General features: G+C 68.9%; 10 protein-coding genes. 3 read left to right on the forward strand and 7 right to left on the reverse strand.

Going from position 1 to position 12,822, the window contains the following annotated elements; all coding sequences use genetic code 11:
* Positions 1–217: 217 nt before the first annotated feature.
* From KDJ86_RS14755 to KDJ86_RS14765, 3 genes are all read right to left on the reverse strand, one after another.
* Entirely contained in the window at positions 218–2,695 is a 2,478-nt protein-coding gene (locus KDJ86_RS14755) for a sensor histidine kinase (RefSeq protein ID WP_291747369.1), read from the reverse strand.
* A gap of 268 nt (positions 2,696–2,963) precedes the next feature.
* The gene (locus KDJ86_RS14760; RefSeq protein ID WP_291747372.1) at positions 2,964–3,788 is read right to left on the reverse strand and encodes an SDR family NAD(P)-dependent oxidoreductase; all 825 of its coding nucleotides are present in this window, start codon (positions 3,786–3,788) and stop codon (positions 2,964–2,966) included.
* 34 nt (positions 3,789–3,822) lie between these two features.
* Positions 3,823–5,664 (reverse strand): protein kinase domain-containing protein, encoded by a 1,842-nt coding sequence (locus KDJ86_RS14765; protein WP_291747374.1) that lies wholly within the window; start codon positions 5,662–5,664, stop codon positions 3,823–3,825.
* Positions 5,665–5,762: 98 nt separating this feature from the next.
* Between KDJ86_RS14765 and KDJ86_RS14770 the strand changes: the two genes are divergently transcribed.
* On the forward strand, positions 5,763–7,187 hold the full coding sequence (locus KDJ86_RS14770) for a mannose-1-phosphate guanylyltransferase/mannose-6-phosphate isomerase (protein WP_291747376.1): 1,425 nt from the start codon (positions 5,763–5,765) through the stop codon (positions 7,185–7,187).
* A gap of 168 nt (positions 7,188–7,355) precedes the next feature.
* Positions 7,356–8,855 carry an inorganic phosphate transporter gene (locus tag KDJ86_RS14775; RefSeq protein ID WP_291747378.1) on the forward strand — a complete coding sequence of 500 codons (1,500 nt, stop codon included), beginning with the start codon at positions 7,356–7,358 and terminating at the stop codon, positions 8,853–8,855.
* A 1-nt stretch (position 8,856) separates the two neighbouring features.
* Here KDJ86_RS14775 and KDJ86_RS14780 read toward each other — a convergent pair whose 3' ends face one another.
* Positions 8,857–9,348 (reverse strand): NUDIX hydrolase, encoded by a 492-nt coding sequence (locus KDJ86_RS14780; RefSeq protein ID WP_291747380.1) that lies wholly within the window; start codon positions 9,346–9,348, stop codon positions 8,857–8,859.
* Between the two features lie 186 nt (positions 9,349–9,534).
* On the opposite strand from KDJ86_RS14780, the gene KDJ86_RS14785 reads away from it, so the two are divergent.
* Entirely contained in the window at positions 9,535–10,386 is an 852-nt protein-coding gene (locus KDJ86_RS14785; protein WP_291747383.1) for a polyphosphate kinase 2 family protein, read from the forward strand.
* Between the two features lie 128 nt (positions 10,387–10,514).
* Here KDJ86_RS14785 and ahcY read toward each other — a convergent pair whose 3' ends face one another.
* From ahcY to KDJ86_RS14800, 3 genes are all read right to left on the reverse strand, one after another.
* Positions 10,515–11,915, reverse strand: coding sequence for an adenosylhomocysteinase (ahcY, locus tag KDJ86_RS14790; protein ID WP_291747386.1), 1,401 nt, complete (start codon positions 11,913–11,915; stop codon positions 10,515–10,517).
* 125 nt (positions 11,916–12,040) lie between these two features.
* Positions 12,041–12,331 (reverse strand): HPr family phosphocarrier protein, encoded by a 291-nt coding sequence (locus KDJ86_RS14795; protein ID WP_291747389.1) that lies wholly within the window; start codon positions 12,329–12,331, stop codon positions 12,041–12,043.
* Positions 12,331–12,732, reverse strand: a complete 402-nt coding sequence (locus KDJ86_RS14800; RefSeq protein ID WP_291747392.1) for a PTS sugar transporter subunit IIA — start codon at positions 12,730–12,732, stop codon at positions 12,331–12,333. Before KDJ86_RS14800 ends, KDJ86_RS14795 begins: the two co-directional genes overlap by 1 nt.
* Positions 12,733–12,822 lie beyond the last annotated feature (90 nt).

Below are 12,822 nucleotides of genomic sequence, written 5' to 3' on the forward strand. Positions count from 1 at the left end.
AGGACTCGGGGATGGGAGGATGGCGAGGGGGAGGCTCTCGCGATCGGCGGCTTTCGGGCCCCCTCGCTGTCGGGGCGAGCCGCCGGGCCATCTTTCCAGGACACCTCCCATCGCCATCCTGAGGTGCTTCGCGAAGCCTCGAAGGACGCAAGGGGTGCTTTTCACGAAACGGGAGTAGGGATGCCCCTTGCGGGGGCAGGAGGGGACGGACGGGGAGCTACTCCGCCGCGGCGGCGATGCCGGGGCGGATCGGCAGGCGGCAGGTGACGCGGGATCCCTTGCCTTCCTCCGACGCGATCTCGACGCTGCCGCCATGCAATTCGGCGAAGCTCTTGACGATGGCGAGGCCGAGGCCGGCGCCGCCGCGCGCCGTGCCACGCGGCTGGCTGGTGAAGCGGTCGAACGCGGTCTGGAGGAAATTGGTCGGCATGCCCGGCCCCTCGTCGCTGACCGAGAAGGCGATCGTGTCGCCATCGCGGTCCACCGCGACCACCACCCGGCCGCCATCCGGCGAAAAGGCGATGGCATTGGCCAGGAGGTTGAACAGGATCTGGCGGACGCGGCTGCTGTCGGCGACGAAGCTGCCGATGTCATCGGAAATATGCGTCTCGACATGGATATCGCCCTCGGCGATCCGGTCCTGGACGCCCTCGATGGTCGCCGCGACGGTCTCGCGGATATCGACCTCGCCGAGGTCGAGCTCCATGATCCCCGCATCGACCGTGGCGAGATCGAGGATGTCGTTGACGATGGCCAGCAGCGCGCCGCCCGACGACATGATGTAGCCGACATATTCGTTCTGCTTCTCGGTCAGCGGCCCGACCCGCGGGTCGGCGAGAAGCTGGGTGAAGCCGATGATGTTGGTCAGCGGCGAGCGGAGCTCGTAGGACACATGGTGGATGAAGGCGTTCTTGATGGTGTCCGCCGTCTCCAGCGCCTCGTTCCGCTCGACCAGGGCGCGCTCGACCTGCACCGTATCGGTGACGTCGACGAAGGTGACCATGGTCTGGCCGTTGGGCAGCGGCACCGACGCGTAGTCGATGACCCGGCCATTGGCGCGTTCCATCCGGCTGGCGAAGCTCGACCGGCTCTCGTCGAGGCCGGCGACGCAGGTGGTGAAGGCCGTCCAGTCCCGCTCGTTGTCGCCGGGCTGGCGGCAGGCCCCGACGATTTCCGAGACATGCGGCTCGCCCTCGAGCATCGCCGGATCGAGCCCGAGGATGGCGGTGAATGAGGGATTGTGGAGCCGCAGCCGGCCGTCCGAGCCGAAGACGGCGACACCCTCGGCCAGGTGATCGATGGTCTCGCCCTGGACGTGGATCAGGGCGTTGTAGCGGCTTTCGAGGTCGAGCCGCTCGGTGACATTCTCGTAGACCCAGGTCATGCCGCCCTGGGGATTGGGGTTGGCGATCACCCGGAGCGTCTGTCCGTCGGGCAGGTGCCAGATAGTCTCGCGCGTCTCCACCGACTGATAGGCGGAAAGCAGGTCGCTGCGCCAGCTCTTGAAGTCGGCCTGCTCGGGCAGCTTGTGCGCGGCGCGCAGGCGGTCGAGCACCGCATTGTCGTCGGGTCGCGATTCGAGGAAGGCGACATCGAGCCCGAAGAGCTGGCGATAGGCCGCGTTATACGACTTGAGCCGCCGGTCCGGCCCGAAGATCGCGACCGCCGTGGCGAGCTGGTCGAGGGTGCGGGCGTTGAAGTCGATCTCGCGGCGCAGCGCCGCCTCGGCCGCTTCGACGGCGCTGACATCGACGGCGATGCCGCCGCCTCCGTTCGCCGTGTCGACGTCGGTGACATCGAAGACGTGGCGCGATCCGGCGACGACCGCCGGCAGCCGCTTCATGAAGACCGGCTCGCTCTTGTGGCCTTCGGCGATGATCCGGCGACCGGAATCGTCGAGCAGCTCAAGACCGCGATCGATGGCGTCGGCCTCATCGCCGGCGTCGACGGCATTGGCATAGGCGGCGTTGACCCAGGCGAGCCGCCCGGTTTCGTCGCGCAGCCATATCGGCGCGGGCGCGATCGAGAACATCATGCGCATCGCCTCGACCTCGGCCTCGAGCAGGTCGTGGCGCGCTTCGAGGTCGGCACGGGCCAGCCGGTCGCCATCGAGGTCGCGGAAGCGGACGACCGAGGCCGATCCGATGGTATGGCCGGTCACCTCGATGAGGCGATCCGCGTGGCTTGCCACGGTGAGGGCGAAGGCCTCGCCCTCGTTGCGCAGGCGGGTAACGGCTTCGTCGATCCGGGCCGCCGATTCCGGCTTGAGCCAGGTTCCGAAGGCGAGAAAGCCGGACCTGTCGGCGGGGGCGCCCGTGCCTCGCGGCAGGCTGCCGGTGACGAGCGGAGCATCGTCATTCGCCGCCCATGCGACAAGCCGCTGGTCTTCGCCGTTGACCATTGCCTCGGCACGATCGGCGCGCGCCTTGAGGTCGGCGACCTCGAGGCGAAGTTCGGCATTCTCGGCTTCGGAGCGGTTGCGCGCCCGCATCAGCGCGATGGCGCTGATCACCGCGAAGCCGACCGTGCCGGCGAGCAGCACGAGGATGACGATGTCGAAGGCGGGCGGGGGCTGGAATCCGGCGTCGGGCGCGGCGGCCGCAACGGCGCTGCCGGACACGGCTCCGGCGGCGAGGATGATGGCGACGAGAAAACCGGCGCTGAACGCGACCGTTTTGCCGCCATATCCGTGCATGCGAAAGGCCCCTTTCCGGCACGCTCCCCGCAGCACAAGAGGGATCCGCCCGTTCCGCAACGCGAGGCTGCCGACGCCCTCGCGAATCACCGCACTCTAACCGGTTGCGGAATCGCGTGTGAAGCGTCGCGGCGAGAAAAAATCGGCATGGCGAAAGCAGCCGCCGGCCGGCGCCTCATGGTGGCGGGGAGACCCCGAGCGGCCTCAGGGACTTGAGACCATCCGGACGATAGGAAACATTCCGTGCCGCGGGCGGAGAGGGGGCGGCTCAATCGGTTTTCGCGACGCGGTAGCGTGGCGAGAGATCGGCGCTGACCCCGGCGGCGAAGACCGCGTGCCGCGCCTCGCCCTCGCGCTCGATCAGGGCGCGATCGACGAGCGCCGGCTGGCAGACGACGTCGCCGAGCGCGAGGGCGGCGAGCGACGCGGCAACGACGTCTTCCGGCTCCATGACCGGAATCTTCGGGCGCAGCAGCGGCTCGTCGCCGACATTGTGGAACTCGGTGCGGACGACGCCGGGACAAAGCGCCTGGACCCTGACGCCGGTCCCTTCGAGCTCGCCGGCGAGGATCTCGGTGAAGGCGTTGACGAAGGCCTTGGTGGCGGCATAGGTGGCGCGCTTCGGCAGGTGCGGGGCCCGCATGCCGGCGCTGAAGGCGAGCGTCGACGAGACATTGACGATGGCGCCCGCGTCGCGGGCGATCATCGCCGGCAGCGCCGCCCGGCAGAGCCGGACGACCGTCGTCACCTGGGCGCGGACCTGTCCCTCGGCGCGGTCCGCGTCGAGCTCGACGAAGGGCATATAGGTCTGGAAGCCGGCATTGTTGACGAGCATCGTCACGTCGCCCTTCGAAGCGCGCGCCTCGACGGCGGCGAGCCCCTCGGCCGTGGTCAGGTCGGCGACGATCACTTCCGCGCGCCTCCCGCCTGTTTCGATCTGGCCGGCGAGCGCCTCGAGGCGCTGCCGCCGCCGGGCGACGAGGATCACGTCGTGGCCGTCGCCGGCGAGCCGTTCGGCGAAGACCCGGCCGATGCCCGACGACGCGCCGGTGACGAGGGCGAGGGGCCTGGTGGTCGCGGGATGATCCGGCATCAGCGAGGGCTCCTGTGGTTGCGGGATCGCGGCCTCAACTCCCCGCCTCGATCGCCGCGTCGTCGAGGAGGTCGGCGAGGCGGTTGAGGTCGACGTCGCGGCGCGCGATGTCGGCGGCGGTCATGGTCGCCATCATCTCCCGGAGCGACCCGTCGGACGGCTCTGCCCGGCGGCGGCCGAAGCGGCCGAGCAGCCCGCCGCGTCTCTCCGGCGCGTCGTCATCGTCCAGCATCTCGCCGAGCATCCTGCCAAGGGCATAGACGTCCTCGCGGCCGAGCCAGCGATCCTCGATCATCCGGCCGCTCATCTGCTCGGGCGGCGCGTAGCGCTCCGTGCCGAGCCCGGCGACGGTGTCGACCAGGCCCTTGAGCCGCGCGATGCCGAGATCGATGATCACCGGCTGGCTGTTGTTGCGGAGGATGATGTTGTCCGGCTTGAGGTCGCGATGGGCGACGCCCTCCCGGTGGAGCGCCGCCAGCGTCCGGGCGACGGTCGCGGCGACGGTCAGGCGGCGGGAGCGGTCGAGGCTGCCGTCGTCGAGGGAGGCACCGAGGGTCGGGCCCTCGACATAGTCCTGGACGAGGGTCAGCGCCCCGGCGGGATCCATGTGGAGGTAGCGGGTCTTGGCGACGCCGCGGGCGCGGATCTGGGCGCTGGAGACGATCTCGTTGCGCGCCGTCGCCATCACCGCCCGGGCGGTCTGCGGATCGAGGCCGTCCTGGCGCCGGAGCCGCTTGATCGCCACCTCGGTGCCGGTGTCGAGATCGATGGCGCGCTGGACCTCGCCGAAGCCGCCGGCGCCGAGCGTCTCGAGGACGAGGAAGCGGCCGCTGCCCATCTCGGGCCCGACCCGGTCCTCCGGCGAGAGCTCGGCGATCATCGCCGGCCGCCAGAAGCCGACGGCGGCGGCCCGCACCCGGTCCGCCATCGCCGGCAGCTGGCGGATCGCGGCCCGCCTCAGCGCCTCGACGATGCAGGCCTCCGCCTCCGCCTGGCGGTCGAGGGCGGCCAGCGTCTCGGCAAGCAGGATGCGGGCGTCGAATTCGTGGCGCGGCAGGTCGTCGTCGACGAAGCGGTCGAGCGCCGATTCGATCTCGGCGACGGCGCGCTCGGGATCGTCCTTGCGGTCGAGCGCGCCTTCGAGGAGGTCGAGCTCGGCGCGCTCGTAGGACGAGGGGTCCTCGCCGAGCCAGCGCGCGGCGTCGTCCATCGCGGCGCGCGCCGCCGCGTGCTCGCCAAGCGCCGCGAGCGAGCGGGCCTTGACCACCCGCGCCAGGAAGTTGTCGCGGGCGAAGGCTTCCGGCAACGAGGCGATCAGCGCATCGATGCCGGCGAGGCATTCGTCGTGGCGGCCGAGCGCGAGCAGCGCCTCGAGGCGGTTGACCGGGATGCGGGACGCCTCGCGCGGCGGCAGGATGTCCATCACCCGGCCGGCGAGGGCGAAGGCGTCGAGCGCCGCCTCGTAGCGCCCGGTATCGAGGTTGAGGCGGCCGAATTCGGCGATCGCCGCGGCCGAATCGGCGCGGCTTCCGGCGATGTCCGCCTCGACCACCGAGCGGAGGAGCTCCAGCGCCGCGGAAGAGGTCTCGCCGCGCCAGGTATGGATGCGGCTGGTTTCGCGCGAGATGGTGGCAAGCGCGGTCGTCGCACCGATGTCGCGGGCGAGCGCCCGTGCCCTCTGCAGCTCCTTGAGGGCCGATTCCGGCAGGCCGAGCCGGTTGAAGATGATGCCGCGCGCGACGCCGAGGCGGACCGCGGCTTCGTCCCGGCCGCCGGCTACATCGGCCATGGCGTCGGCTGCCTCGAGGAGCGCCGACGGGTCCTCGAGGGCGGCAATCCGCCGGTCCAGCTCGGCAAGGCGGTCGTCGTCGGTCACCATATCTCCTCCTTCCAATGGTCTTGGCCGCATCTTCTTGATAAACGTCCCGACGCCGCTTGTCGCGGCACTCTGTTTGCGATCCGACGAGGGTCTTCGTGAGCGATACCATCCTTCCAGTGCTCCTTTGCGGCGGCGCCGGGACCCGTTTGTGGCCGGCATCCAATGTCGGGGTGCCGAAACCCTTCCTGCCGCTCGCCGGCGCGCGGCCGACATTCCTGGCGACGCTGACCCGCGTCGCCGATCCGGCGGTCTTCGCCGATCCGCTGATCGTCGCCCGCAGCCAACACCGCTACCTGATCGAGGCATCGCTCGATGAGGCGGGGGCGAGTGGCGCGCTGCTCTTCGAGCCCGAGCCGATGAGCACGACACCGGCGATCGCCGCCGCGGCGGGATGGGCGGCGGCGCGCGATCCCGACGCGCTGATCCTGGTGCTCGCCGCCGACCATGCGATCGCCGATGACGAGGAATTCCGCCGCACCGTGGTCCGTGCGAGACCCGCGGCCGAGGCCGGGCGGATCGTCGTCTTCGGCATCTCCCCGACCAGCCCCGAGACCGGCTACGGCTATATCCGGCCGGGCGAGCCGCTGCCGGGCATGGACGGCGTCTCCGAGGTCGAGGCATTCGTCGAAAAGCCCGACACGGCGCGTGCCGGAGAGCTGATCGCCGAGGGCTGCCTGTGGAACAGCGGCAACTTCCTGATGCGCGCCGCGACCGCGCTCGAAGAGATCGAACGCCACGCCGCCAAGACCAGCGCCGCGGCGAAGGCCGCGCTCAGCGAGGGGACGGAAACCGACGGCGCGATCGAGCTCTCCCGCGCCCATTTCATCACCGCCGATCCGATCTCCTTCGACCACGCGGTGCTCGAGAAGACCGACCGCATCGCGGTCGCGACCGCGACCTTCGACTGGGCCGATGTCGGCACCTGGTCGTCGGTGTGGAACGCGACCGGCCGGGACGATGGCGACAACGTCGTTGCCGGCGAGGTGGCGCTGGTCGACACGGCCGGCAGCCTGGTCAGCACCGACGGGCCGGTGGTCGGCGTGGTCGGCATGACCGACACCGTCGTGGTCGCCGCGAATAACGCGGTGCTGGTCGCGCCGCGCGAGCGCGCCGGCGAGGTGCGCAAGCTCGCTTCGAAGCTCGCCGAGGTCGAAGGCGCGCTGATCGGCGGCCATGCCCGCCACTACCGGCCCTGGGGCTACTACCAGTCCCTCGACGTCGGCCCGACCCACCAGGTCAAGCGCATCGTCGTCAATCCCGGGGCGCGGCTGTCGCTGCAGAAGCATCGCCATCGCGCCGAGCACTGGACGCTGGTCGCGGGCAGGATCGACGTCACCCTCGACGAATCGGTGGTTCCGCTCGAGGAAAACCAGTCGGTCTTCATCCCGCTCGGCGCCGTCCACCGCGCGACCAATCCCGGCGACACGCCCGCCATGCTCATCGAGGTGCAATACGGCGATTATCTCGGCGAGGACGACATCATCCGCATCGAGGACGACTACGGGCGGCTGGAAGAGTAGGCCGACGAGCCCGGGCGCCGGCCGTCACGCCCGGCGCGCCCGGTCGCGTCGAAGAAGCCTGTGGACCCGGCCGGATTGCCTCGAAACGCTCGCGTCCGGCGGGTTCCGCTTGGCCGGCTCGCAGGGCATAACGATCTTCCCAGCGGCGAATCGACTCGGAAGTCATCCTTGGCGCATCTCGACAAACACCTGAAGAAGGTCGGCCATCTGGAGGCGGCGAGCTCGGCCGTCGCGCGGCCGATCGCGGCGCCGGGCCTCGCCGGCACCTTCCTCGTCATCATCCTCGTCTTCGCCATCGCCACGACGCCCTTCGGTCCGCTGGCCCTCTACGTGGTCGCGGCGGCGGTGATCAGCGGCTACATGGCGCTTTACGTCGGCGCCAACGACGTCGCCAACAATGTCGGGCCGGCGGTCGGCGGGCGGGCGCTCACCCTTGGCGCGGCGCTGGCCATCGCCGCGGTCTTCGAGGCGGCGGGAGCGCTGATCGCCGGCGGCGACGTGGTGGCGACCATATCCAAGGACATCATCCGCCCGCCGGTCGAGATGGGCGCCCTCGACTTCATCCTGCTGATGATGGCCGGATTCCTCGCCGCGGCGATGTGGATTCACCTCGCCACCTATCTCGGCGCGCCGGTCTCGACGACCCATTCGGTGGTCGGCGGCGTCGTCGGGGCGGGCATCGCCGCGGCCGGGATCAACGTCGTGTCTTGGCCGACCATGGGGACGATCGCCGCGAGCTGGGTGATCTCGCCGGTGATGGGCGGGGTCCTCGCCGCCGCGCTCTACTGGGTCGTCAGAACGCTGATCATCGATCGCCCGGAGCCCTTTGCGGCGGCCCGGCGGTGGCTGCCCGCGATCATCGCCGCGATGGCCGGCGTCTTCGCGCTCTACCTGACCACCAAGGGCCTGTCGCATGTCTGGAAGCCGACGCGGGGCGTGACCCTGATGATCGGCTTCGCGATCTTCCTGCTGGTCGCGGCGGTCTCCTGGCCCTGGGTCAAACGTCAGTCGCTCGTGGCGGAGAGGTATGGCAAGCCGGTCACCGCGCTTTTCACGCTGCCGCTTGTCGCCGCCGCGGCGCTCCTCTGTTTCGCCCATGGGGCGAATGACGTGGCAAATGCGATCGGCCCGCTCGCGGCGATCGTCGCGGCGGCGGCGACCGGCGTCGCCGCTCCGCAACAGGTGACGCTGTCCTTGTGGGTGCTGGTTATCGGCGCGGCGGGAATCTCGCTGGGGCTCGCCCTTTTCGGTCCGAAGGTGATCAAGACGGTCGGCCAGAAGATCACCAAGATGAACCCGAGCCGGGCCTATTGCGTGGCGTTGTCGGCGGCGACGACGGTCCTCCTCGCATCGGCCCTCGGACTGCCGGTCTCCTCGACCCACATCACGGTCGGCGGTGTCTTCGGCATCGGCCTGCTCCGCGAGGCGATCACCAACAAGGGGATTCCCAATCCCGGCATCCAGGCGCGGACCCGGCGGCTCAGAATCTCGGAGCTGAATCTCACGCCGCAAGAGGCGTTGTCGCGGACCAGGAAGCGGGACCGGCGGAAACTCGTCCGGCGTCAATATGCGCTGTCGATCGGCGCGGCCTGGGTGATCACGGTTCCGGCCACCGCGACGATCGCCATCATCCTCTATGCGATCCTGGCGGCCGCGGCCGGCGTCTAGTCTAGGTGTCGCCGGAGACCCGGAGGTGGCGGGCGAAATTCCTGAGAAGCTCGGCGACCCGCTTGTCGGTGATCAATCGCGTCGCCTCCGCCAGCGTCACCCAGTGGCGGTAGCGCTCGCCGGTTTCGCGCCAGTTGTCATGCTGCTTCTCGACGCGGAGCGGATACATGTCGACCTCGATGACGAAGCGGCGCACGCCCCGCGTCTTCCATGCCCGGTAGGAGCCGACCGGGCGGGTGGCGATAACGCCCTCGACGCCGGCTTCCTCATGGGCTTCGCGTTCGGCCGATTCCCATGGCTTCAGGCCGTCGGCGATGCGTCCCTTGGGGAAGATCCAGCGTCCCCTCTGGCGGGAGGTGACGAGCAGGAAGACCGGCGTCGATTCGACGATCGCATAGGGGATGACGCCGCTCTGCCGTTCGGCGACCGGCGCCGACGCGGGCGGCGGCGGGGCAATCCGCTCGACAAGGGCAATGGCACTTTCGACGAGCATTCGGGGTCCCGACTCGAGGCTTGGCGAATCGCGTCAACGTTACCCGCCTCGCCGTTTGCCTTGCAACGGTGCCGGGAGACGCCGGGCGAGCGGCATGGCCATTGGCAATGATCCGAGGGAGCGCTTGGCGGATACCCGCGGTTGCGGCTAGGCTTCCCTTTTACCAGAAGGGCAAGACGGCGGGGCATGGGGCATTCCGGGAAGAAGAAGTCGGGGACGAAAGGCAGGCGTCCCCTCGACAAGGTCGACCTCAGCAAGGCGCTCGACCCGAAGCATCACGACAAGGCGCTCGAGGAGCTGCAGCTCAAGCTCCAGAAGATCCAGCAGGCCTATCTCTTTTCCGGCGACTCGGCGGTGATCGTCATGGAGGGATGGGACGCGGCCGGAAAGGGCGGCACTATCCGCCGGATGTCCGCGGTGCTCGATCCGCGCGGCTTCAAGGTCTGGCCGATCGCGGCGCCACGCCATTATCATCTCGAGCGGCATTACCTGCTGCGCTTCTGGGAGCGGCTGCCGCCAAGGGGGGCGATCTCGGTCTTCGACCGCTCCTGGTACGGCCGCGTCCTGGTCGAGCGTGTCGAAGGCTATGCGACGCCCAGGGAATGGGGCCGCGCCTTCGACGAGATCAACGATTTCGAGCACCTGTTGACCGACGACAGCATGCGGGTGGTCAAGTTCTTCCTGCATATCAGTCCGGAGGAACAGCTCAAGCGCTTCGAGGCGCGGCTGCGCGACCCGATGAAGCGGTGGAAGCTCTCCTACGAGGATTTCCGCAACCGCAGGAAATGGGACGAATACGAGGAGGCCACCAACGAGATGCTGGAGCGCACCTCGACGAGCCGGGCGCCGTGGCACGTGATTCCCGCCAACGACAAGAAATGGGCGCGGATCGCGGTTCTGGAGACGATCACCAAAACCCTGGCCAAGGCCGTTGACCTCAAGCCGGCGCCGCTCGACGAGAAGGTCGAGGAAGAGGCGGCGGCGCTGTTCGAGTCCTACAAGGAGCTGATCGACAGCACCGCCGGCCGCTCCGACTAGGAGCCCGCGATCCGTCGCCCCTGGCACGATCAGCGGTACGCGACGCGCGTCAGCCCTCCCGCAAGGGGAGGGTTGGGCGCGGTGCAGGCTGCTCCGGCGGAGACCGCGGGGCGGGAAAGCCGCTCCGACTAGTAGCGGTAATGCTCCGGCTTGTAGGGGCCGGTGACCGGCACGCCGATATATTTGGCCTGCTTGTCGTCGAGCTCGGTCAGCTTGACGCCGATCTTGGCGAGATGCAGCCGCGCGACCTTCTCGTCGAGCAGCTTCGGCAGGATATAGACCTCGTTCCCGTACTCGCCCGGCTTGGTGAAGAGCTCGATCTGGGCAAGCGTCTGGTTGGTGAAGCTCGCCGACATGACGAAGCTCGGATGGCCGGTGGCGTTGCCGAGATTGACCAGCCGTCCCTCGGACAGGAGGATGATGCTCTTGCCATCCGGGAACGCGATCTCGTCGACCTGCGGCTTGATATTGTTCCACTTGAGGTTACGCAGCGCGCCGACCTGGATCTCGGAATCGAAGTGGCCGATGTTGCAGACGATGGCGCGGTGCTTCATCTGCCGCATGTGGTCGATGGTGATGACGTCGACATTGCCGGTCGCGGTGACGAAGATGTCGGCCTGCGGCGCGGCTTCGTCCATGGTGGTGACCTCGAAGCCTTCCATCGCGGCCTGCAGCGCGCAGATCGGATCGGCCTCCGCGACCAGGACGCGGCAGCCGGCGCTCTTGAGGCTGGCGGCCGAGCCCTTGCCGGTGTCGCCATAGCCGCAGACCATCGCGGTCTTGCCGGACATCATCACGTCGGTGCCGCGGCGGATGCCGTCGACCAGCGACTCGCGGCAGCCGTAGAGGTTGTCGAATTTCGACTTGGTCACCGAGTCGTTGACGTTGATCGCCGGGAAGAGCAGGCGGCCTTCCTTGGCCATCTGGTAGAGGCGATGGACGCCGGTGGTGGTCTCCTCGGTGACGCCCTTGATGTGCTTCGCGACCTCGGCATACCAGCCGGGCTTCTCGGCGTTCCGCTTCTTGATCGCGGCGAAGAGGACTTCCTCCTCCTCGTTGGTCGGATGGGCGATGACCGACGGGTTGTCGGCGGCCTGGATGCCGAGATGGAGGAGCAGCGTGGCGTCGCCGCCGTCGTCGAGGATCATGTTGGCGGTGCCGCCGTCCGACCACTCGAAGATGCGGTGGCAGTAGTCCCAATAGTCCTCGAGGCTCTCGCCCTTGTAGGCGAAGACCGGCGTGCCGGCGGCGGCGATCGCCGCGGCGGCGTGGTCCTGGGTCGAGTAGATGTTGCACGACGCCCAGCGGACGTCGGCGCCGAGCGCCTGCAGCGTCTCGATCAGCACCGCGGTCTGGATGGTCATGTGCAGCGAGCCGGCGATCCGCGCGCCGCGCAGCGGCTGCGTCGCCCCGTATTCCTCGCGCGTCGCCATCAGGCCGGGCATTTCGGTCTCGGCCAGCGAGATCTCCTTGCGGCCCCAGTCGGCGAGACCGATGTCCTTGACCACATAATCGTTGAATTCCGGCATTCCGGGCTCCTCGGGTCGGAAGATGAAAGGGGTATTTGGCCGAGGTTATACCGCTCCCGCCGGGATCGGACAATAAGGATATAAAGATTTCTTTATGCGATCGGTCCGCGGCGCGGTGCGGCGCCTTACTCGCCTTCGCCGAAGCGGTCGGCGACGAGGTGGGCGAGGGCGTCGAGCGCCGCCTGGGCCTGTGGTCCCTCCGCCTCGACCAGGATGGTCGAGCCGGGAGCGGCGGCGAGCATCATCAGCCCCATGATCGAGGTGCCGCCGACGGTGTTGCCGTCCTTGGTGACGGCGATCTCGGCGTCGAAGCCCTCGGCGCACTGGACGAAGCGGGCGGCGGCGCGCGCATGCAGGCCGCGCTTGTTGCAGATGGCGAGTTCGCGGCGAAGCAGGCCTGTTGCAGCGGTGCCCATTATTTCCCGTTCAGGACCTGGCTGGCGACGTTGATGTATTTGCGGCCCGCGTCCTGGGCATCGGCGATCGCCGCCGCCAGCGGTTTCTCGCCGCGGACGCTGGCGAGCTTGATCAGCATCGGCAGGTTGGCGCCGGCGATGACCTCGACCGACCCGGCCTCCATCACCGAAATGGCGAGGTTCGAGGGCGTGCCGCCGAACATGTCGGTGAGCAGGATGACGCCCGAGCCGTCATTGACCCGGCCGACGGCGTTGAGGATATCCTGCCGGCGCCGTTCGACGTCGTCGTCGGGGCCGATGGAGACGGTCTCGATCTGGGTCTGGGGACCGACGACATGCTCGAGCGCCGAGCGGAATTCCACGGCGAGCTTGCCGTGCGTGACGAGGACGAGTCCGATCATACCTGTTTGGCTTCCTCGCCTTTTTCCATTCTCGGTCCGCGGCGCCCACCGGCCAAGTCCGACGGCGCACCGCCAAGGCGCGCTATCTTG

Origin of the sequence: Bauldia sp. (genome assembly GCF_020442045.1) — a bacterium.
Lineage (GTDB): Bacteria > Pseudomonadota > Alphaproteobacteria > Rhizobiales > Kaistiaceae > Bauldia.

What these genes read in the sequence shown, in the direction of transcription:
- KDJ86_RS14755 (WP_291747369.1), bottom strand. Translation starts at nt 2,695, where the DNA reads ATGCACGGATATGGCGGCAAAACGGTCGCGTTCAGCGCCGGTTTTCTC.
- KDJ86_RS14760 (WP_291747372.1), bottom strand. Translation starts at nt 3,788, where the DNA reads ATGCCGGATCATCCCGCGACCACCAGGCCCCTCGCCCTCGTCACCGGC.
- KDJ86_RS14780 (WP_291747380.1), bottom strand. Translation starts at nt 9,348, where the DNA reads ATGCTCGTCGAAAGTGCCATTGCCCTTGTCGAGCGGATTGCCCCGCCG.
- KDJ86_RS14785 (WP_291747383.1), top strand. Translation starts at nt 9,535, where the DNA reads ATGGGGCATTCCGGGAAGAAGAAGTCGGGGACGAAAGGCAGGCGTCCC.
- ahcY (WP_291747386.1), bottom strand. Translation starts at nt 11,915, where the DNA reads ATGCCGGAATTCAACGATTATGTGGTCAAGGACATCGGTCTCGCCGAC.
- KDJ86_RS14795 (WP_291747389.1), bottom strand. Translation starts at nt 12,331, where the DNA reads ATGGGCACCGCTGCAACAGGCCTGCTTCGCCGCGAACTCGCCATCTGC.
- KDJ86_RS14800 (WP_291747392.1), bottom strand. Translation starts at nt 12,732, where the DNA reads ATGATCGGACTCGTCCTCGTCACGCACGGCAAGCTCGCCGTGGAATTC.